Annotated in this window: 18 protein-coding genes and 1 pseudogene; 7 read left to right on the top strand and 12 right to left on the bottom strand. The window is 60.9% G+C overall.

Annotation, left to right across the window (positions count from 1 at the left end):
- Nucleotides 1-79: 79 nt before the first annotated feature.
- The 3 genes from ACL0K2_RS15835 to ACL0K2_RS15825 are packed head-to-tail and all read left to right on the top strand — an operon-like array spanning nucleotide 80 to nucleotide 3,806.
- On the top strand, nucleotides 80-2,506 hold the full coding sequence (locus ACL0K2_RS15835; protein ID WP_413042990.1) for a TonB-dependent siderophore receptor: 2,427 nt from the start codon (nucleotides 80-82) through the stop codon (nucleotides 2,504-2,506).
- Nucleotides 2,506-3,627 carry a PepSY-associated TM helix domain-containing protein gene (locus ACL0K2_RS15830; RefSeq protein ID WP_413042989.1) on the top strand — a complete coding sequence of 374 codons (1,122 nt, stop codon included), beginning with the start codon at nucleotides 2,506-2,508 and terminating at the stop codon, nucleotides 3,625-3,627. The genes ACL0K2_RS15835 and ACL0K2_RS15830 overlap by 1 nt, the downstream gene beginning before the upstream one ends.
- Nucleotides 3,624-3,806, top strand: a complete 183-nt coding sequence (locus tag ACL0K2_RS15825; RefSeq protein WP_045163942.1) for a hypothetical protein — start codon at nucleotides 3,624-3,626, stop codon at nucleotides 3,804-3,806. The genes ACL0K2_RS15830 and ACL0K2_RS15825 overlap by 4 nt, the downstream gene beginning before the upstream one ends.
- A 66-nt stretch (nucleotides 3,807-3,872) precedes the next feature.
- Here ACL0K2_RS15825 and ACL0K2_RS15820 read toward each other — a convergent pair whose 3' ends face one another.
- The 4 genes from ACL0K2_RS15820 to ACL0K2_RS15805 form a co-directional block, all read right to left on the bottom strand.
- A complete protein-coding gene (locus tag ACL0K2_RS15820; RefSeq protein ID WP_045163943.1) occupies nucleotides 3,873-4,394 on the bottom strand; it encodes a hypothetical protein in 522 nt (173 codons plus the stop codon).
- Between the two features lie 90 nt (nucleotides 4,395-4,484).
- Entirely contained in the window at nucleotides 4,485-6,254 is a 1,770-nt protein-coding gene (locus ACL0K2_RS15815; protein ID WP_045163944.1) for a sodium:solute symporter family protein, read from the bottom strand.
- A gap of 6 nt (nucleotides 6,255-6,260) precedes the next feature.
- Nucleotides 6,261-6,524, bottom strand: a complete 264-nt coding sequence (locus ACL0K2_RS15810) for a DUF4212 domain-containing protein (protein WP_045163945.1) — start codon at nucleotides 6,522-6,524, stop codon at nucleotides 6,261-6,263.
- A gap of 763 nt (nucleotides 6,525-7,287) precedes the next feature.
- Nucleotides 7,288-7,809 (bottom strand): ATP-dependent zinc protease, encoded by a 522-nt coding sequence (locus ACL0K2_RS15805; protein WP_413042988.1) that lies wholly within the window; start codon nucleotides 7,807-7,809, stop codon nucleotides 7,288-7,290.
- Nucleotides 7,810-7,933: 124 nt separating this feature from the next.
- On the opposite strand from ACL0K2_RS15805, the gene dbpA reads away from it, so the two are divergent.
- Entirely contained in the window at nucleotides 7,934-9,313 is a 1,380-nt protein-coding gene (gene dbpA / locus ACL0K2_RS15800) for an ATP-dependent RNA helicase DbpA (protein ID WP_045164370.1), read from the top strand.
- Between the two features lie 222 nt (nucleotides 9,314-9,535).
- Here the strand turns inward: dbpA and ACL0K2_RS15795 are convergent, their stop codons facing one another.
- Nucleotides 9,536-11,014 (bottom strand): PhoX family protein, encoded by a 1,479-nt coding sequence (locus ACL0K2_RS15795; protein ID WP_413042987.1) that lies wholly within the window; start codon nucleotides 11,012-11,014, stop codon nucleotides 9,536-9,538.
- Nucleotides 11,015-11,206: 192 nt separating this feature from the next.
- Here ACL0K2_RS15795 and yccS point away from each other — a divergent pair, with 192 nt between their 5' ends.
- Both yccS and ACL0K2_RS15785 read left to right on the top strand, forming a co-directional pair.
- The gene (yccS, locus tag ACL0K2_RS15790; protein WP_413042986.1) at nucleotides 11,207-13,393 is read left to right on the top strand and encodes a YccS family putative transporter; all 2,187 of its coding nucleotides are present in this window, start codon (nucleotides 11,207-11,209) and stop codon (nucleotides 13,391-13,393) included.
- Between the two features lie 164 nt (nucleotides 13,394-13,557).
- Nucleotides 13,558-14,742 (top strand): NAD(P)/FAD-dependent oxidoreductase, encoded by a 1,185-nt coding sequence (locus tag ACL0K2_RS15785; RefSeq protein ID WP_413042985.1) that lies wholly within the window; start codon nucleotides 13,558-13,560, stop codon nucleotides 14,740-14,742.
- Nucleotides 14,743-14,792: 50 nt separating this feature from the next.
- Here the strand turns inward: ACL0K2_RS15785 and ACL0K2_RS15780 are convergent, their stop codons facing one another.
- The 6 genes and pseudogenes from ACL0K2_RS15780 to ACL0K2_RS15755 form a co-directional block, all read right to left on the bottom strand.
- Nucleotides 14,793-14,981, bottom strand: coding sequence for a hypothetical protein (locus ACL0K2_RS15780; RefSeq protein ID WP_045163949.1), 189 nt, complete (start codon nucleotides 14,979-14,981; stop codon nucleotides 14,793-14,795).
- A 62-nt stretch (nucleotides 14,982-15,043) separates the two neighbouring features.
- Entirely contained in the window at nucleotides 15,044-15,391 is a 348-nt protein-coding gene (locus ACL0K2_RS15775; RefSeq protein WP_045163950.1) for a hypothetical protein, read from the bottom strand.
- Nucleotides 15,392-15,395: 4 nt separating this feature from the next.
- Nucleotides 15,396-15,956 (bottom strand): annotated as a pseudogene (locus ACL0K2_RS15770) (EAL domain-containing protein); the annotation flags it as partial.
- Between the two features lie 62 nt (nucleotides 15,957-16,018).
- On the bottom strand, nucleotides 16,019-16,492 hold the full coding sequence (locus tag ACL0K2_RS15765) for a hemerythrin domain-containing protein (protein WP_239611210.1): 474 nt from the start codon (nucleotides 16,490-16,492) through the stop codon (nucleotides 16,019-16,021).
- 128 nt (nucleotides 16,493-16,620) lie between these two features.
- Nucleotides 16,621-16,899: a DUF3509 domain-containing protein gene (locus tag ACL0K2_RS15760; RefSeq protein ID WP_045163953.1), complete on the bottom strand. Its 279-nt coding sequence runs from the start codon at nucleotides 16,897-16,899 to the stop codon at nucleotides 16,621-16,623.
- A gap of 201 nt (nucleotides 16,900-17,100) precedes the next feature.
- The gene (locus ACL0K2_RS15755; RefSeq protein ID WP_239611211.1) at nucleotides 17,101-17,721 is read right to left on the bottom strand and encodes a class I SAM-dependent methyltransferase; all 621 of its coding nucleotides are present in this window, start codon (nucleotides 17,719-17,721) and stop codon (nucleotides 17,101-17,103) included.
- A gap of 219 nt (nucleotides 17,722-17,940) precedes the next feature.
- Here ACL0K2_RS15755 and ACL0K2_RS15750 point away from each other — a divergent pair, with 219 nt between their 5' ends.
- Nucleotides 17,941-18,318: a response regulator gene (locus ACL0K2_RS15750; RefSeq protein WP_045163955.1), complete on the top strand. Its 378-nt coding sequence runs from the start codon at nucleotides 17,941-17,943 to the stop codon at nucleotides 18,316-18,318.
- 80 nt (nucleotides 18,319-18,398) lie between these two features.
- Here ACL0K2_RS15750 and fba read toward each other — a convergent pair whose 3' ends face one another.
- Nucleotides 18,399-19,463 carry a class II fructose-bisphosphate aldolase gene (fba, locus tag ACL0K2_RS15745; protein ID WP_045163956.1) on the bottom strand — a complete coding sequence of 355 codons (1,065 nt, stop codon included), beginning with the start codon at nucleotides 19,461-19,463 and terminating at the stop codon, nucleotides 18,399-18,401.
- Between the last annotated feature and the right edge of the window lie 149 nt (nucleotides 19,464-19,612).

Here is a 19,612-nt window from a genome sequence, read left to right as displayed (position 1 = left end):
AGCTGCCCCTATCACTTTTCATTTCTGATCCGGCCTGATGAATAACTGAGACATATTCCTATTCGGGAGTTATTCACAAATGCCATCGCTTTCACTGTTCCGTCCCAGCCTCCTGGCCGTTGCTATTGCCGTCGCACCACTGCCACTACTGGCCCAGGCGGCCAACGGCGAAGCGGTTGTTGGCGATGTTCGCGAGTACTCTCTGCCCGCCGCACCTCTGGCCTCGACCCTCAATCGTATCGCCGCCGAAGCGAGACTGGTGCTCAGCATCGATCCGGCGTTGACCCGCGACCGCATGGCCGAGCCGGTACAAGGCCGCTTCGATGGCCAGGGTGCGCTACAGCGAGCCTTGCGCGGCAGCGGACTCGAACTTCGTCAGGACCCTTCGGGCAGCTTCAGTTTGCAGCAGGCAGCAACCGAGGCGATGGCACTGCCGGATGTCACCGTGACGGCAACCGAGGCGTTGGCTGAGGGCGGCGAAGAAAGCGGCTATCGTGCCAGCGCCGTGCGAAACGTCGGCGCGCTGGGCGCAATGGCACTCCAGGATGCTCCCTATTCGGTGACAGTGATTTCCTCGGAGCTGATGGATAACATCCAGGCCACCTCCAGCGACGACATCTTCAAGCTCAGCCCGACCACGCAGTTCACCTCCCCGACCAGCGCCGGTTACGCCAGCGCGGTAGCCATTCGCGGCTTCAGCGGCGTCGGCAACCTGAGCATTGCCAATGATGGCCTGCGCTTCAGTAACGGCTACGATGGCGGCAACTTCATCGAGGAAATGGAGCGGCTGGAAATCCTCAGCGGTCTGTCCGGCTTCCTATATGGTCCGGCCAGCCCCGGCGGACTGGTCAACTACGTGCTCAAGCGCCCCACTGCCGAGCGCTACAACAGCGTGACCTACGGCACCCCTGGCGGCGAGAACCAGTACCTGCACGGCGACTTCGGCGGACCGATCGACAGCGAAGGTCGCTTCGCCTACCGCGTCAACCTGCTCGCCCAGGACGGTGAAACCGCCATTGACGGACAGGTCGAACGCCGTCACATGGCCAGCGTCGCACTGGACTGGAACGTCAGCGACGACTTGCTCATCCAGTTCGACGCCTCGCACAAGCAGAGCGAGACGCGGGGCCTCACCAGCTACTGGTACTTCGCCGATCAAGCATTCCGGCCTGATGCCGACGACTTGGAGAACGACGAGCTCTATAGCCAACGCTGGGCCTACAACGACAGCCGCCACGACCGTGTCGGCAGCCGCTTCCAGTGGCGCCTGAGCGACGTGTTCAGCCTGCGCGGCGCGCTGGGCTACAGCCAGTACACGACCGAATACGCCTATACGGGGCCGACCGTGAACTCGGCCGGCGTGTACGTCCAGCCGCTCTACGCCTTCGCCCCGGTGGAAACCGAAGAGACCTCCGGTAACCTTTTCCTCGATGCGGTTTTCGACACCGTGGGCATCGGCCATGAGATGACCTTCGGTTACCAAGGGAACACCGCCCGAGTTCGCTATAACACCGATTACATTCCCTTTCCGGGTCCGCAATACGTGTCGGTTACGCCCGAAGTGCCCTTCAGCGAGCGGCCGCAGGTGGCCAAGCCTGCCTACGACCTCGGCGATGGCGACTACCATCTGGCCAGCCGCAGCCAGTCCGACAGCGTACTGATCGGCGACGTCATCACATTCAACGAACAATGGTCGACGATCCTCGGCGTGACGCACTCGCGCATCAAGACCTTCAGCGACAACTTCGTCTGGGTCGAAGCGTTCGGCAGCGAGCCGGAAATTGAGGACTACAGCGAAACTAAAACCTCGCCCAACGTCTCGCTCGTCTACAAACCAGTCGAGTGGCTGACTACGTACGTGACCTACATCGAAGGTCTGCAGACGGGCGGCGTGGCGCCGAGCGGCTCGAACAACGCCGGCCAGGCACTGGCGCCGATCGTCAGCGAGCAGTACGAAATCGGTGCGAAAGCCGAGCTCGGCGGCGCCCTGTACACCGTTGCGCTGTTCGACATCGAGAAGCCCAACACCTACACCAATGCAGCCAATTTCTTCGTTCAGGATGGCATGCAGAACAATAAGGGCCTGGAGTTCAGCGTAACGGGCAACGTTACCCCAGCACTGACGCTGGTAGGCGGCGTCACTTTGCTCGATCCGGTGGTAGAAGGCGCGGCGAACGCTGCCAACGACGGCAATCGCCCGGTCGACGTGGCGAGGCACCTGGCCAAGCTGTACGGCGAATACGCGATCTTCGGCGTACCCGGGCTGACGCTCACCGGTGGCGCCTTCTACACCGGCAAGCAATACACCGACGAGGCCAACGACAATACCATCCCCTCGTTCACCACATTCGACCTGGGCGGTCGCTATCGCATGGCCTTGGCGGATGAACGTGCCCTCACTCTGCGTGCCAACCTGAGCAACCTGACCGACGAGGAATACTGGCTGAGTAGCCATTACATTGGAGCACCACGCACCCTCAAGCTGTCGGCGCAGCTGGAGTTCTAATGCGGACCACCACCATCCGTCGCTGGTCCTTCGTCCACACCTGGACCAGCCTGATCTGCACGCTGTTCCTGCTGATGCTTGCCATTACCGGGCTACCGCTGATCTTTCACCACGAGCTGGAGCACCTGCTTGGCGAGGCGCCCGAGCTGCGTGAGATGCCTGCCGACACCCCGCACCTGGATCTGCAGCAGTTGGTCGCAGCAGCCGAACGGCATCGACCGCAAGAGGTGGTCCAGTACCTGGGCTGGGAAGCAGACGAGCCGTCCGGTGTGGTCGCCATCATGGCGGCGACCGCCGGCACCGAGCCGAATTCGTCCTATACCTTCATGCTCGATGCGCGCACCGGCGAAGCGCTGGAAATGCCGGCGGCCAATGGCGGGCTGATGATGTTCTTCTTGCGCATGCACGTGGACATGTTCGCTGGGCTTCCCGGCAAGCTGCTTTTGGCTTTCATGGGATTGCTGTTTGTCGTCGCCATCATTTCCGGAGTGGTGCTCTACGCGCCGTTCATGCGGCGACTGGAATTTGCTCAAGTGCGGCATGAACGAGCCAGCCGTACCCGCTGGCTGGATTTGCACAACCTGATCGGTGTCGTCACGCTCAGTTGGGCCTTGGTGGTGGGCATCACCGGTGTGGTCAGCGCCTGTGCGGACCTGCTGATCGAGGCTTGGCGTGCCGAATCTCTGAGCGCGATGCTCGAGCCCTACCGGGATGCCCCGCCGTTGACGGAACGCGCACCGGCCAGTCAGTTGCTGGAAATCGCCGCTCAGGCAGCACCAGGCATGCAGCCGGATTTCATTGCATTTCCCGGTACGCGTTTTTCAAGCGAGCATCATTACACGGTGTTCATGAACGGCAGCAGCCATCTGACCTCACATCTGCTCACACCGGTGCTGATCGATGCGCAAACGCTCGACATCACAGCTGCCGGCAGCCGCCCCTGGTACATGGATGCGCTGTCGCTGTCCTCGCCGCTGCACTTCGGCGATTACGGCGGGCGGCCGATGCAGATTCTCTGGGCGGTGCTGGACGTGCTGACGATCATCGTGCTCAGCAGCGGGCTCTATCTATGGTGGGTACGACGTCGCGGCGCCACATCGACGCGCGAGGTGATGGCATGAGCTGGCGCCAATCGACGTTTCTGCTGCCCAGCCTGATCGCCCTGCTCGGCATGGCCGGATTGTTCGCCGCGCTGTTGGGTGATGGCTGGTGGGATACCTTGGCCTGGCTCGGGTTGGGCGCGCAGGCGGGGCTGGGGCTGTGGCCCCTGCTACCCCGGCCGCGGAAGCCGAGCCGGTAGCGAAAGGATCAACCAGCGCCAGCAGCCCTGACCGCCATCGCAGGCGGCATCGCTGGCATGGAGTGATCAGGAGTGATCGGCTGTGCAAACGGCCTGATAAAGCGGCGCAGCCACGTCCAGTTCGGTCATGGTTTCAAACTTCGCCTGACCTTCCTCGTTCAGCCGGAACATCACCTTCTCGGTGCAAAGCGCCTGGTAATTTGCGCTTTTCACCGTGGACATCAGATGATGCTTTTCAAAGCGATACAGGGTGAAACGAGCGACGGGACCCTTGCTGGTCTCTTCGATCTGCGCGCTCGCGCCATCGAGTACCGTATAGACCAGTGGCATCGGAAACTTGATGGTCCAGGGGCGCCAGAACATCTCACCCTCTTCGCTCGATACCACAACGGAGCCCTGCGGTAGACGCGCTTGCTTGGTGTCGAACCAGGTGTATTCGTAATGGATGGTGTAGCCGAGCATGCCCAGACCGGCAAATGCCGGGATGATCCACTTCGGTAGCCGCTTACGGGTCAGGCTGCGCAACAACAGCGCGACCCCCGCACCCGCCACTGCGGCGACGATTGCAGCGATTAGATGCCAGATCATATGAATCTTCCTTAAAAAAGTCGGGCTTCCAAATGGAAGCCCGACTTGTTTCACCCATGGGTCAGATTCTAAACCCAACTTCTGGACGAATTAGTGATCAAGCGCAGCGCCCGCACCTTTCGGAGTACGAACACTTTCGACCAGATCCTGAATCGCCTGCGGCGGTGCCTCGGTAGCCATCGATACCGCGTAGGCCACTGCAAAGTTGAGCATCGCACCGATAGCACCGAAGGCTTGCGGGGAAATGCCGAACATCCACTCTGCAGGCGTATTGGCGAACGACGCAGTGCCTGGAATGAAGAACCAGCCCAGATACAGGAAGATGTAGACGCTGGTGCTCACCAGACCAACCAGCATGCCCGCGACCGCACCCTTGCTGTTCACACGCTTGGAGAAGATCCCCATCATCAGCGCCGGGAACAAACTCGATGCTGCCAGACCGAACGCCAGTGCCACCACCTGTGCCGCAAAGCCTGGTGGATTCAGCCCCAGCCAGGTAGCCACGAGAATCGCACCCGTCATGGAAAGACGAGCAGCCAGCATCTCGCTCTTCTCGCTGATCTTCGGATTGATGATCGTTTTGATCAGGTCATGACTAATCGCCGAGGAGATAGCCAGCAGCAGACCTGCAGCTGTCGACAGCGCTGCCGCAATACCGCCCGCCGCGATCAGACCTACAACCCAGCCAGGCAGGTTGGCGATTTCCGGGTTGGCCAGAACGATGATGTCATTGTTGACGACCAGCTCGTTGCCGTTCCAACCACGCTCTTGCGCAGTAGGAGCAAAGGCAGCGTTGGTGTCGTTGTACATCTGGATGCGGCCATCATTGTTCTTGTCTTCAAATTGGATCAGACCGGTTTCTTCCCAGGTCTGCATCCAGGCCGGACGCTCTGCATGGAGAATCGCTTCCGCCTGCGGACCTTCCGGATAGATGGTGTTGACCAGGTTCAGACGAGCCATGGACGCAACGGCCGGAGCGGTCAGGTACAGCAGCGCGATGAAAACCAGGGTCCAGCCAGCCGACCAGCGAGCGTCAGCAACTTTCGGTACGGTGAAGAAGCGAATGATGACGTGCGGCAGACCAGCAGTACCGATCATCAGCGACAGGGTGAACAGGAACATGTTCAGCTTGTTGTCGACATCAGCAGTGTAAGCAGCGAAGCCCAGGTCCTGAACGACAGTATCCAGCTTGTCCAGCAGCGGCATACCGGATTCGACGTGGGTACCGAACATACCGAGCATCGGAATGGGGTTACCGGTCAACTGGAAGGCGATGAACACGGCCGGGATGGTGTAGGCGATGATCAGTACCACGTATTGCGCCACCTGGGTATAGGTGATGCCCTTCATGCCGCCAAATACCGCATAGGCGAACACGATCGCGGCAGCGAGCCAGATACCAACGTCGTTGCTCACTTCGAGGAATCGGGAGAAAGCAACACCAGCACCGGACATCTGGCCGATCACGTAGGTGACCGAAATCAGAATCAGGCAGATAACCGCAACCAGGCGCGCGCCTCGGCTGTAGAAACGATCACCGATGAAGTCAGGTACGGTGAATTTGCCAAATTTACGCAGATAGGGCGCCAGCAGCATCGCGAGCAACACGTAACCGCCGGTCCAGCCCATCAGGTAAACCGAAGTCGCGTAACCACCGGATGCAATGATACCCGCCATCGAAATGAAAGACGCCGCAGACATCCAGTCAGCTGCAGTTGCCATACCGTTAGTTACGGGATGGACGCCACCGCCAGCTACGTAGAACTCTTTGGTCGATCCAGCTCGGGCCCACACCGCAATCCCTATGTACAGCAGGAAGGATGCGCCCACAAACAACATATTTATCCAATATTGGCTCATTGTGGCTTACTCCTCGACCCCGAATTCCTTGTCCAGTTTGTTCAGCCGCCACGCGTAGTGGAAGATGATCAAAATGAACGTAATGATGGAACCTTGTTGGGCGAACCAGAACCCCAGATCTGTTCCGCCGACCGGGATACCGGACAACAATGGGCGCAAGAGGATAGCAAAGCCATATGAGACGAGAGCCCAGACCACAAGGCTCCATGTTATGAGGCGAACGTTCGCCTTCCAGTACGCAGCAGCATTTTCTTTATCGGCGTCGGCCATGACGTTCTCCGTCTTATTGTTATTACGGGTAAAGGAAACCACAGCGTGAATCTAGCAAGGAAGCGTTACGGAAAGAAAGCCCCGACTTTAGTCTGACGAACGCCTAAATGGCCGGTATATGCTGTCTCCCGGACGCCCTTCAGAATGAAAAATCAGGTTGGCAGCGTGCATCTGATGAGCTCTGATGCCGGGGCGCGTCGCACTGTCGGCGAACGTGGCAGAGAGGACATCGACAATAGCCCTTCAAAATGAACGGCCATTTTCGAAACCATGCGAGTCGCTAGTCCACGGATGCAACCAACTCATCGCACTTACAAACAGGGCAAATCATTGCCCGTATCTCTGCCGTTGAATCAATTCCGAGCACAAACAAAACCCAGTGATCATTTGTTACTGATATACCCATTAACGAGACGGACATAAAACCAACAGCTAATTGCAATATAGATATAGAAGCTACGCGGAAAATATTTACTGCTTCCCGGATAAACTCCCTGTTAGATGAAGTGCGTCGCACATTTCCCTCGCGCCTACACTTTCTTTTGCGTAAGCCGCCACGTTGTACTACCGCTCTCAATCATTTGGCGAAGACCGCCACACGGGATCAGAAGCAAAACAGCCCGACTCGGTGTTCGGGCTGCAGGTGATGTCTGCGCAGGATTCGAACAGAGGCGGATATAACACCCACCAGGCAGGCCAGAGCGGAGCTGCCGGCACAAAGCCTACCGATACCGCAGCTTTGCTATGTCCCGGCAGCCTTGCCTCAGCAGGCAGGGCGACCCGCGGTGTATTTCTGCGCAGGATCGATGGCGGCTTCGAGATCGCGGATCGCCGTGGCGCCGATCAGCAGGGGGTAACGAAAATGGCTGCGGTCGGTGAGGTTCACCTCGGCGTCATGCAGTTGATCACCGATGCATAGCTGCATCTCGACCACCGGTCGCTCGGCGACATCCGGCCCACGCTCAAGATCGGTATCGTCGTCGGTGTTCGCCGCCTCCTCTGCCCGAGTCTTGATCTCGGCAATGCGTGCCAGTGGCCGCTCATAGAGGGTTTCGCCGGCGCCTTCGATGGCTAGGCGGAAGCGCACCCAGTCTTCGCCTTCACGTTCGAAACGCTCGATGTCCCGAGCCGACAACGAGGCGGTCATCGCGCCGGTGTCCATCTTGGCCTTGAGCGTCTTGCCGAGATCCTCGACCTTGATCTGTTCATAGCGGCCGAAGAGCGTCGGCTCTGCGGCAATGGCGGGAAGGGATAGCGCACTGAGCAGCAACAACAAACGGGACAAAACAGCCTCCTGGGAGTATCCATTGACTTCCTTTGGGACTCGCTTCGGCTGTATCCGTTCCGGCCACGCGACGACCGCACAGGCCTGTTAGACTGCGCGCCACCTTCCCTTGCAGATCATTACCGTGCCCAGTTCAGCCTTCGCCACCCTGCCCCTCAGCCCCGCGACGCTGGCCAACCTCGACGCCCTCGGCTACACCGACATGACGCCGATCCAGGCGCAGAGTCTGCCAGTGATGCTCAAGGGGATGGACCTGATCGCACAGGCCAAGACCGGCAGCGGCAAGACCGCCGCCTTCGGCATCGCGTTGCTCGAGCCGCTCAATCCCCGCTATTTCGGCTGCCAGGCACTGGTGCTATGTCCGACCCGTGAGTTGGCCGATCAGGTCGCCAAGGAGCTGCGCCGACTGGCACGCTCGGCGGACAACATCAAGATCCTCACCCTCTGCGGCGGCGTCTCCATCGGCCCGCAGATCGGCTCGCTGGAACACGGCGCGCACGTCATCGTCGGCACGCCCGGACGTATTCAGGAACACCTGAAAAAGGGCACGCTTAAACTCGACGGTCTCAACACGCTGGTGCTCGATGAAGCCGATCGCATGCTCGACATGGGCTTCTACGATGCCATCGCCGAGATCATCGGGCAGACCCCGAGCAAGCGTCAGACGCTGTTGTTCTCCGCCACCTACCCGGCCGGCATCAAGCAGCTTTCGGCGACGTTCATGCGCGACCCGCAACAAGTGAAAGTCGAAGCGCTGCATGACGACACGCAGATCGAACAGCGCTTCTACGAGATCGATCCAGAAGATCGAATGAATGCCGTGGTTCGCATCCTCGCCAGCTTCCGCCCCGAAACCTGCGTCGCGTTCTGCTTCACCAAACAACAGTGCCAGGAGCTGGTCGACCAGCTCAGCGCCAAGGGCATTTCCGCCATGGCGCTCAATGGCGATCTGGAGCAACGCGATCGCGATCAGGTCCTGGCGATGTTCGCCAACCGCAGCCTGTCGGTACTGGTGGCGACCGATGTTGCCGCCCGTGGCCTGGATATCGATGCGCTGGACATGGTGATCAACGTCGAGCTGGCGCGTGATTCGGAGATTCACGTCCACCGAGTCGGGCGTACCGGGCGCGCCGGCAAGAAGGGGATTGCCATCAGCCTGGTCGCTCCCGCCGAAGCCCACCGCGCCCGGGCCATCGAGGAACGTCAGAAAGCGCCGCTTAATTGGCAACCGTTGAGCGATCTGAAAGCGCAGTCGGGCGGACCACTGCAGCCGCCAATGGTGACACTCTGCATCGGCGCAGGCCGCAAGGACAAATTGCGCCCCGGCGATATTCTTGGTGCGCTCACCGGCGATGCGGGAATTCCGGGCACGCAGGTTGGCAAGATCGCGATCTTCGATTTCCAGGCATTCGTCGCAGTCGAGCGCGATGTCGCCAGACAGGCGCTCAACCGCTTGAATGCCGGGAAGATCAAAGGGCGGTCGTTGAAGGTTAGGCAGCTGTAAGACCGGATGGAAGCCAAAGCGGAATTTCGCGCGGGTGCGCGGGGTTTCGTTCGGCTCCACCGCCCGGCTTTGATGGGTTGCACCCATCCTACGAAGCTGACGTAGGGTGGATCACGCTTCACCGATCCACCAATCGCGGCCACGGTGTACTTAAGGCGCGACACCCACCCCACAGGCCCAAGGCTTTACTTCCGGATTCCAGCTTCAGGCTTCCAGCTGCTTCTACAACGACCCACGCGCCCAGGGACCCCAGATGGCGAAGGTGATGCCCGGGGTCTGGATATTGACGAAGAGAAAATGCCCGCTCGGGTCGAAACAGGCGCCACAGAACTCACGGTTGCGGTAGTCGCCGCCGGACACTTTCTTTCCGACTGCCGCAGCCTGTATGTCGTCGAACACCACGTTGTTCTTGGCGAAAATATAGGCTTCGCCCGCCGCGGTCAGCCCCAACAGACGTTCGCCGAAACCGTACATATCCTGTACACCGCCGCCGTCCTCGCAAAGCAACAGGCCCCCGCGCGGGCTGACGGTGATGTTGTCCGGGTTGTTGGCGATCTCGGCATCGGTGGAGGCGAAGATGCAAGTCAGCCGGTCGGTTGCCAAATCGTGCATCCATACCGCGCCGCGACCGTAACCGGCACGTCCCTGGCTGTCGGTACCGGCGCTGGTGTCGACGATGAACAGCTTGCCTTCGCTGTACCAAATACCTTCGCCACGGCTCATGCTCAGACCTCCCGCCTGACGGGCCTGGGCAAAGGGTCCACTGCCCTCGGGCTGCGGATCGAGATCAGGATTCGACACCTCGACCCATTCCAGCTGATAGCTGTCGCCCGGGCTCGGCGCATGCAGGTCGATCAGCGCGCGGTTGCGTACCCGTGCCGCCTGCAGGACTCCACCCACGGCGAGCGAGCCCGGTTGCTGGCTGGCATCGGTCGGTATGTAGCGGTAGTAACCGGCCTGGTTGCGCGCATCCTCGGTCAGGTAGACGTAACTGTTGCGCGGGTCGACGGCTACCGCTTCATGGGCGAAGCGCCCCATCTGAATGATCGGCTGGCCGGTGGTCAGCGCCGGGTCTGCCGTCACTTCGAAGACATAGCCGTGGGCGCGGCCGCCGACGCTGCGGTAGTCGGCGGTGGTTTCTTCGCAGGACAACCAGGTGCCCCACGGCGTGACGCCGCCCGCGCAGTTGGTACGCGTACCACCCAGGCTGGGCAGGGTCCGTACCGGCTGTTCGATGTCCCGCGACACGTATAGGTTGGTGGTGCCCCCGGCCGGACGCTGACCGTTGGCGAGGGTGACGTCGTCATAGATGCCGTTGGCTTCGATCAGGCTACCGGTACCGGCTTCGTGGTTGCGCACCAGCACGATTTCCGGGCCATTCGGACCGCGACGCACATCAATGACGCCCATGCCATCGTGGGACGCGGGGACCGGTTGGCCATTTACCATCAGGTCGCCGGTCCAGGAGAAACTCCTGTATTGGAAGCCGTCTGGCAACTGCAACAGCTCCAGACCCGTACTCAGGTCTTTGGTTGGGCGCAGCGGACCGTAGCTGCTACGAACCAAGCCCGCACCGCGGCCCTGAGCGTTGCGTGCGGCAAAGGCTTGCAGCGTGCCGAGGAAAGGTGTCGTGGCGACCACGGCGGCGATGGCACTGCCTTTGAGCAGGTTGCGGCGGCTGGCATCATGTTCACGGTTCATGCGGTGTCCTCTTTTATCGGAATGGGGAGGGGCGCATGGAATGAAGCCAGACGATTACGGCGGAACGATGACCAAGCGATGGCGTTCCGGTGATACGGGACGGATGGACGGTATAAGCTTTGCAACGCAAGCCGTGACGTCTGCACGCCACAGGCGTCCAACCCCCTTTCCATAGCCAGGCCCGACTGCCCCATGCGTTCACCATCGCTCAGCCATTCCTTGCGCCGCCTCTGGGCCCTGGAGAAGTTCGGCTACAGCCTGCGCGTATTGATCGCGCTGGCTGGCAGCATGGGGCTTAGCTGGTCTCTCGAGCAGCCGACCCTGGCCATCCCGCTGTTTCTCGGGGTAATCGCCAGCGCCCTGGCGGAAACAGACGACAGCTGGCTCGGACGGCTCTCGGCACTGCTGGTCACCCTGCTGTGTTTCAGCATCGCGACGGCTTCGGTGCAATTGCTGTTCCCCTACCCGTGGCTGTTCGCCCTCGGCATGGCTGCCGCCGCGTTCGGCCTGGTCATGCTTGGCGCGCTGGGCGAGCGATACGCGACCATTGCCCAAGCCACGCTGATCCTATCCATTTACAGCATGATCGCCGCCGATCAGCGTGGCGGCGAGGCGCTCCATCCCTGGCGCGACCCTTTCTTGCTGCTGGCCGGGGCAACCTGGTACGGACTGTTGTCTGTGCTCTGGAATGCGCTGTTTTCGCACCAACCCGTGCAGCAGAGCCTGGCCAGGCTGTATCGGGAGCTGGGCCGGTACTTCAAACTCAAGGCCTCGCTGTTCGAGCCGGTGCGTCAGCTCGATGTGGAAGAGCGCCGCCTGCAGCTGGCGCAACAGAACGGCCGCGTGGTCAGCGCGCTCAATGCCACCAAGGAAACCCTGCTGCACCGACTCGGCAATGGGCGGCCGGGCGTGAAAATCAGTCATTACCTCAAGCTCTATTTCCTCGCTCAAGACCTGCACGAACGCGTCAGCTCCTCGCATTACCCCTATCAGGCGTTGGCCGAGGCGTTCTTCCACAGCGACGTACTGTTTCGCTGCGGCCGACTGTTGCGGCTGCAGGGTGTGGCCTGCGCCGAGCTAGCCAACGCGATACAGCTGCGCCAACCCTTTCGCTACAGCGAAGCCAATGGGCAGGCGCTAGCCGATCTCGAGTCGTCGCTGGAGCACCTGCGGATGCAAAGCAACCCGGCCTGGCGCGGATTGCTGCGTTCATTGCGCGCTCTGTCGGGCAACCTGTCGACCATGCAGCGCCAGCTCGCCAGCGCCAGCAACCCGGACGCACTTGAGGGCGAGCAAGACAGCAGCCTGCTGGACCGCGATCCGCAATCGATGCGCGACGCCTTCGCGCGTATCCGCCTGCAACTGACACCCACCTCGTTGCTGTTTCGCCACGCCCTGCGCATGAGCCTGGCGCTGGTGTGCGGCTACGCCGTGCTGCATGCGATTCATCCGGAACAGGGTTACTGGGTACTGCTGACCACGGTATTCGTCTGCCAGCCGAACTACGGCGCGACCCGGATCAAGCTGGTGCAGCGGGTGACCGGCACCGTGCTAGGGCTGGTGGTGGGCTGGGCGCTGTTCGATCTGTTTCCGAGTCAGCAGATCCAGGCGCTGTTCGCCGTGGTCGCCGGGGTGGTGTTCTTTGCCACACGAAGCAGCCGCTACACCCTGGCGACGGCGGCGATCACGCTGCTGGTGCTGTTCTGCTTCAACCAGGTCGGCGACGGCTACGGGCTGATCTGGCCGCGCCTGGTCGACACCCTGTTGGGTAGCCTGATCGCCGCAGCCGCGGTCTTTCTAATCCTTCCGGACTGGCAGGGCCGCCGCCTCAACCAGGTGGTCGCCAACACCCTTAGCCGCAACGCGGATTATCTGCGTCAGATCATGCGCCAGTACGAGAGCGGCAAGCGCGACGATCTGGCCTACCGTTTGGCCCGACGCAACGCCCACAACGCCGATGCCGCGCTGTCGACCACGCTGTCGAACATGCTGTTGGAACCGGGCCATTTCCGAAAGGACGCCGAGACCGGCTTCCGCTTTCTGATCCTCTCGCACACGCTACTCAATTACCTGTCGGGGCTGGGCGCGCATCGCGAGAGCCTGCCCGACGACGCCCGCGACGATCTGCTGGAAAGCGCCGCGCAACGCCTGGCGGGCGGCCTTGATGAACTGGCGGCGGCCTTGCAAAACAACCAGCCGGTGGCGGTTTACAGCGAGGACGAAGAAACCCTGGCGCAGCAACTCGAACAGACATCCGAAGAGATGGACGATACGCATCGCCTGCTGCAGACGCAGTTGGGCCTGATCTGCCGTCAACTGGCGCCGCTGCGAAGTATGGCCAGTCACCTGGTTCGCCAGCCCTCCTCCCCCTTGCCCTGAGGCAACTATACGGTCCCAGGCAGTCAGCCATGCAAACCCGTATGCCCTACTCGGCGTGCGTCGAAAAACAGTCCGAAGCGATCCATGCCGACCGCCGAAGAGCGCTGCATCCGCCGCTGCGGCGGGGTACCATGCCGCGTTTTCAGGCCTGACCGAGGTGAGCGGTGTTGCAGACGGATGTGGTGGTAATCGGCGCCGGCGCGGCAGGGTTGATGTGTGCCTTCACCGCGGCGGCGCGGGGTCGCCGGGTGCTGCTACTCGACCATGCCAACAAGGCGGGCAAAAAGATTCTCATGTCTGGTGGCGGGCGCTGCAATTTCACCAATATGTACACCGAGCCGGCCAACTTCCTCTCCGCCAATCCGCACTTCTGCAAATCCGCCCTGGCTCGTTATACCCAGTGGGATTTCATCGAGATGGTCAGCCGCCACGGCGTGCCCTATCACGAGAAGAAGCTCGGCCAGCTGTTCTGTGATCACAAGGCCAGCGACATCCTCGGCATGCTGCTCGAGGAGTGTCAGCAGGCCGGGGTCGACATGCGGCTGAGTATCGCCGTGCAGTCCGTGGAGCGAATTGAAAGTGGCTATCAGCTGCAGAGCGACGCCGGCGAGCTCGCCTGCCAATCACTGGTCATCGCCACCGGCGGGCTGTCGATTCCGACGCTCGGTGCCAGTGGCTTCGGCTATCAGATTGCGCGACAGTTCGGCCACAACGTACTGCCGACCCGTGCCGGCCTGGTGCCGTTCACCATCACCGAGCCGCAGCTGAAGGGTATGTGCGAAGCGCTTTCCGGCACTTCGGTGGAAGACTGCCTGGTCAGCTGCAACGGCCAGAGCTTTCGTGAAAATATTCTGTTCACCCATCGCGGTCTTTCCGGGCCGGCGATTCTGCAGGTGTCGTCGTATTGGCAACCAGGCGACACCATCGAGATCAACCTGCTACCGCACCTGAATCTCATCGACTGGCTCGACGAACAGCGACGCGAGCGACCCAACACCGAGCTGAAGACGCTCCTGGGCGAGCTGTTCACCCGCAAGATGGCAGGGCTTCTGGCCGAGCACTGGTTCGTTTCCAAGCCGCTGAAGCAGTACAACCCGGGCGAGCTTGAAGAGGTGGCGGAGAAGCTTGCGAATTGGCAACTGGTGCCCGCAGGGACAGAGGGCTATCGCACCGCGGAAGTAACGCTCGGCGGCGTGGATACCCGTGAGGTGTCGTCGAAAACCATGGAATCGCAAAAGGCCGCGGGGCTTTATTTCATCGGTGAAGTGCTCGACGTTACCGGTCACCTGGGCGGGTTCAATTTTCAGTGGGCCTGGGCGTCCGCCTATGCCGCCGCGCAGTACGTCTGACGCACCCCGTAGAGCTCTTACGCAAGAAACACCCCCACCGGGGCGTGCCGTTACTCGTTGGACAGGTTCGATGGCGGCGAGACCTCGCGTGGCCCAGCTGGGTCAGTCGCGGTGTTCTGATATTCCTGCTGGTTGTCGCTGTTGTTATCCATAGCCGAGGGCTCATCGTCTGGCGAGCAGGCGGCGAGCATCAGCGAAAGCGGCAACACTGCGGCGACAACGATACATTTCGATTTCATACGGATCTCCTGCAAAAATGGGTGCCTCGCCAGGCTCGCGAGACACCCACGGATTTGAGACGTTACTGCGAGGTACCCGTACCGCTGCCGGTGGTGTTGGGCGCGGTACCAGCACCCGACTCAGTGCCCATGCCGCTGCCGTTGTCAGCCGGCGCGGTGCCCATACCGGTTCCGGTACCTGTTTCCGCACCTGCGCCCGTTCCGGTGCCGGTTGTACCTGGACCCGCACCCGTACCGGCGCCAGTACCAGTGTCAGTGCCAGTATCAGCCGGCGGCGTGCTGGTTGGTGGCACGGCGGGCTGCTCGGTGGTCGGCTGCGGCGGCATCTCGTCGCGTTTGGGCTCCTCATCCGGGCCACAACCAACCAGCAGCAGACCTAGAACAGGGGCAGATAAATAAGCAAGACGCATGGGGTCACCTCCTACAGAGTGAGCCGGCAGGCAGCCGGCGACTTCTTGAATCATCGATTCCACAGAAGTTGACCCTTGCTATCGCCAAGAGTGCCTTGGCTTGCCAAAGCGAACGTCGGCGACTGTGCTCCGCGGACCGTCTGGACTGCGGCAGCAAGCGCCAGAGCCCTTCGAAACACGCTACGTCGCTGAACAGCGGTTGCAGTTCGGCGGCGGGCATAGGCCGATTGAACCAGTACCCCTGGGCGGTCTGGCAGCCTTCGGCGATCAGGAACCGCAATTGCGCGGGGCGTTCTATCCCTTCGGCGATCACCGCCAGGCCGAGGCTATGGCCCAGCCCGAAGATCGCCCGGTTGATAGCGACCGAATTGGCATCCTCCGGCGCGGCAGCGATGAAACTGCGATCGACCTTGAGAGAGGATGTGCAGCGGAAGCGCTTCAGGTAGCCGAGCGAGGAGTGGCCGGGGCCGAAGTCGTCCAGCGCCAGCCGCATACCGAGCGCCGCGATTTCGCGCAAGCTACTCAGCGTCAGCTCGCTGTCCTGCATCAGCAGCGTCTCGGTGATCTAAGCCGATTCAGGCGGCTTCGCCCGTCCAGCAGCCGGGGTAGACACCCCGGCGACTGCGTTCACGCTGCCTGACTGGCGCTGAATTCCTTCTTCAGGCGCTCTTTCAGTTCAGCCATCTGCTCGCCCATTTTTTCCAACCGGGCTTGGTCGAACAGTTCGCGGGCCTTGGGAAACATTTCCGATTCCTCTTCCTCGATATGGTGCTCAAGCAGCTCCTTGCAGACCTTGATGCGCCCGGAGAACTCGACGGTCGATGGATCGGTCGCCTTGATGTCGGGCAGCACCAGCGAATCAACCGCCCGGTGTTCTTCCTTCGCCTCGTGATACATCTTCAGTTCTTCCTTGCCGCCGGCTTCCTTGTAGGCGGGATAGAGAATCTGTTCCTCGAGCTGGGTGTGAATGGTGATTTCCATCTCCAGTTTCTGCAGCAGCTCGGCGCGAGTCTTGACCGCACGCTCAGTGCTCTCGGTCAGACGCGTCAGGATGTCTTTCACTTTTTCGTGATCATCGATCAACAGGTCAATGGCGTTCATGCGGATTCCTCATCGCTTATCAGGCTTTGCGACCATCCAAGGCTCTTCGGCCCGGTCGGATCGCCTACGCTGGAGTGCGCAGCATATGCAGTCGGCCGGCTCGCAGCATTGCCAGCCGACCGCTCGTCTCACGCGTACTCGTAGGTGGGCAGCCCGGTGCGGCTCTGGCTTTGCAGACGGGCGATGGCAGGCGACATACCAGCCTCAAGCGCCAGGTCGCGGCGTATCGAGCTGATGACCCACTCCAGCTGAATGTTGGTCTGGGTCTGTCCCTTGGAAAGAGCGCGCTTGATGATATCCCGATCATCGTTACGCAGCGTCAGCAAAAGCCCGCCGTCCGGACGAGGGTGGGTAATGACTTCAAACTCTGGAAACGCGGCAGAGAGAATTTTTTCAGCGGCGATCATTATTGTGTACTCCGGTTATGGTCCAGCTTCCATTACTGGAGCAGCGTCCGTGCCAACCGGAGAAGATAAATAAAATCCAATAATTCAGTGACTTGCGTCACATAATAGCGTTTTGTATGCATGCAAAACGCATGAAGTCGGCGTTTTCGGCATGCATTCTGCTCTGCTTGGTGAACAACCGCTGTCTTCTGATGTCGGCGCTCAACCCTTGCGCCAGACGCTGGCGAGCCAAGGCTGCTGCTCACGAGGCAAGCCCGTCGGCCGGTAATAGTGCTCGAGTTCAACGAAACCCACCGACTGCAGCAAGCCGCGCCAGGTTGGCCAGTCATACCAGGCGCCATAGCGAGCGCCACTCCAGCCCTCCTGGTTGTTGCCACGCGGATTGGAGCTGAACAGCACGCCTCCGCGGCGCAGCGCCGCGTGCAGCTTCAGCAGAACCGCGGCGATTTCTCGGCTGGGCACATGAAACAGCACCGCATTGGCGAAGATGCCATCGAAGGCTTCGGTGGGAAGATCCAGTTGCAGGAAGTTCTGGTGCAGCACCTCGCAACCGGTTTCGGCCCGAGCCATCTGCACAAAGGGCTCCGCCCCTTCCAGCCCGACCGCGACATGCCCTCGCGCGGTGAAGGTCTTGAGGTCGCGCCCCGGGCCGCATCCCAGATCTAGAATGCGAAAGGGCGGCTCGCCATGGATGTGCCGCAGCAGCGCGTCGACATTCTGGCTGACATCGTGATCACGGGTACCTTCGCGAAACGCCTCGGCATTGGCACGATAGTCGTCCAGGGTCCGGTCGGCGATGGTCTGGGTGTTTTCGTCGGTCATGATGGGCTTCCGGAAATGGTTGGGGCTTGAGCTCTGATGAGGCATGGTTTGATTGCCAACGCGCAACCGCTCTACTGTACGCGCGCCAACAAAGGCTTGACGAATGGCGTTCCGGCCCTGAACTTGCGCAATGCTGCAATGCCCAACGTGCTTACCCCAAGCCGGATTAATCACCGGGCTGACGCAATATGTTCACCGAATACGTCGAGAATTGCTCCGATGAGCCCAACATTCAGCAAAGTTGTCCTGCTCGTTGAGGACGAACCGCATATTCTTCGCCTGTTGTCTGACTATCTGGCCGACGAAGGCTACCGGGTCCTGGAAGCGTCGGATTCCACCCAGGCTTTCGAGATTCTGGCGACCAAGCCGCAGCTGGATTTGCTGGTGACCGATTTCAGATTACCCGGTGGCGTTTCCGGCGTGATGATTGCCGAACCGGCGCTCAAACTGCGGCCGGAGATGAAAGTCATCTTCATCAGCGGCTATCCGATCGAGATTCACGAGTCCGGCAGCCCGATCGCGCGCAGCGCCCCGATCATCGCCAAGCCGTTCTCGCTGGATAGGCTACGGACCCAGATTCAGCAACTGCTCGCCTAGCGGCACCAATGGCTGCGGAGTCGACGCCCCCATAACGCAACGAGCCCGCACAGGGCGGGCTCGTGTTTCGCAACAGCGACTCAGTTGACCTTGGGATCCAGCTCGCCGCGCGCATAACGCTCGAACATGCCTTCCAAGGAAATAGGTTTGATCTTCGACGCATTGCCGGCAGTGCCGAAGGCTTCGTAACGGGCGATGCAGATATCGCGCATGGCGGTCACGGTCTTGGCCAGGTACTTGCGCGGATCGAACTCGCTGGGGTTCTTCGCCATGAACTCGCGAATCGCACCGGTCGATGCCAGACGCAAATCGGTATCGATGTTGACCTTGCGCACACCGTACTTGATGCCCTCGACGATTTCCTCGACCGGCACGCCGTAGGTTTCCTTGATGTCGCCACCGTACTCATTGATGATCTTCAGCCACTCCTGCGGCACCGAGGAGGAACCGTGCATCACCAGGTGGGTGTCAGGAATGCGCTGGTGGATTTCCTTGATGCGCTGGATCGACAGGGTGTCACCGGTTGGCGGTTTGGTGAACTTGTAGGCGCCGTGGCTGGTGCCGATGGCGATGGCCAGGGCATCGACCTTGGTCTTGGCGACGAAGTCGGCGGCTTCTTCCGGATCGGTCAGCAGTTGGCTGTGATCCAGCGTGCCTTCGGCGCCAACGCCGTCCTCTTCACCGGCCATGCCGGTTTCCAGACTGCCCAGGCAACCCAGTTCGCCTTCTACCGACACGCCACAGGCGTGGGCAAAGGCGACGGTCTGCTGGGTCACGCGAACGTTGTATTCGTAATCGGACGGCGTCTTGCCGTCTTCACGCAGCGAGCCGTCCATCATCACCGAGCTGAAACCCAGCTGGATGGAGCGCTGGCAGATGTCCGGGCTGGTGCCGTGGTCCTGGTGCATGACCACCGGGATGTGCGGGAATTCTTCGATGGCCGCGAGGATCAGGTGGCGCAGAAATGGCGCACCGGCGTATTTGCGGGCACCGGCCGAAGCCTGGACGATCACCGGGGAGTCGGTTTTGTCGGCCGCTTCCATGATGGCTCGCATCTGCTCGAGGTTGTTCACGTTGAAGGCCGGCACGCCGTAGCCGAATTCGGCGGCGTGGTCGAGCATCTGGCGCATGCTGATGAGTGCCATGTTTTCCTTTCTCCCGGTTAGGGTCGATTAATCGTGTAAAGCCTGCCCCAGGGGCTGGCGGTGTTCAAGCACCGCGCTATAGGCGCGGCATTGTAGTGGCGGACGGGCCAAAAGCCATCAGCTCTGGCGAAAACGCCGCAAATTTGCCT

It is taken from the genome of Pseudomonas sp. YJ42, assembly GCF_047225135.1.
GTDB lineage: Bacteria > Pseudomonadota > Gammaproteobacteria > Pseudomonadales > Pseudomonadaceae > Stutzerimonas > Stutzerimonas stutzeri_E.
The sequence above is the reverse complement of the archived record's forward strand: the minus strand, read 5'-3'. Positions and strand labels throughout refer to the sequence as shown.

What these genes read in the sequence shown, in the direction of transcription:
- ACL0K2_RS15835 (WP_413042990.1), top strand. Translation starts at nt 80, where the DNA reads ATGCCATCGCTTTCACTGTTCCGTCCCAGCCTCCTGGCCGTTGCTATT.
- ACL0K2_RS15830 (WP_413042989.1), top strand. Translation starts at nt 2,506, where the DNA reads ATGCGGACCACCACCATCCGTCGCTGGTCCTTCGTCCACACCTGGACC.
- ACL0K2_RS15825 (WP_045163942.1), top strand. Translation starts at nt 3,624, where the DNA reads ATGAGCTGGCGCCAATCGACGTTTCTGCTGCCCAGCCTGATCGCCCTG.
- ACL0K2_RS15820 (WP_045163943.1), bottom strand. Translation starts at nt 4,394, where the DNA reads ATGATCTGGCATCTAATCGCTGCAATCGTCGCCGCAGTGGCGGGTGCG.
- ACL0K2_RS15815 (WP_045163944.1), bottom strand. Translation starts at nt 6,254, where the DNA reads ATGAGCCAATATTGGATAAATATGTTGTTTGTGGGCGCATCCTTCCTG.
- ACL0K2_RS15810 (WP_045163945.1), bottom strand. Translation starts at nt 6,524, where the DNA reads ATGGCCGACGCCGATAAAGAAAATGCTGCTGCGTACTGGAAGGCGAAC.
- ACL0K2_RS15795 (WP_413042987.1), bottom strand. Translation starts at nt 11,014, where the DNA reads ATGAACCGTGAACATGATGCCAGCCGCCGCAACCTGCTCAAAGGCAGT.
- yccS (WP_413042986.1), top strand. Translation starts at nt 11,207, where the DNA reads ATGCGTTCACCATCGCTCAGCCATTCCTTGCGCCGCCTCTGGGCCCTG.
- ACL0K2_RS15780 (WP_045163949.1), bottom strand. Translation starts at nt 14,981, where the DNA reads ATGAAATCGAAATGTATCGTTGTCGCCGCAGTGTTGCCGCTTTCGCTG.
- ACL0K2_RS15775 (WP_045163950.1), bottom strand. Translation starts at nt 15,391, where the DNA reads ATGCGTCTTGCTTATTTATCTGCCCCTGTTCTAGGTCTGCTGCTGGTT.
- ACL0K2_RS15765 (WP_239611210.1), bottom strand. Translation starts at nt 16,492, where the DNA reads ATGAACGCCATTGACCTGTTGATCGATGATCACGAAAAAGTGAAAGAC.
- ACL0K2_RS15760 (WP_045163953.1), bottom strand. Translation starts at nt 16,899, where the DNA reads ATGATCGCCGCTGAAAAAATTCTCTCTGCCGCGTTTCCAGAGTTTGAA.
- ACL0K2_RS15755 (WP_239611211.1), bottom strand. Translation starts at nt 17,721, where the DNA reads ATGACCGACGAAAACACCCAGACCATCGCCGACCGGACCCTGGACGAC.
- ACL0K2_RS15750 (WP_045163955.1), top strand. Translation starts at nt 17,941, where the DNA reads ATGAGCCCAACATTCAGCAAAGTTGTCCTGCTCGTTGAGGACGAACCG.
- fba (WP_045163956.1), bottom strand. Translation starts at nt 19,463, where the DNA reads ATGGCACTCATCAGCATGCGCCAGATGCTCGACCACGCCGCCGAATTC.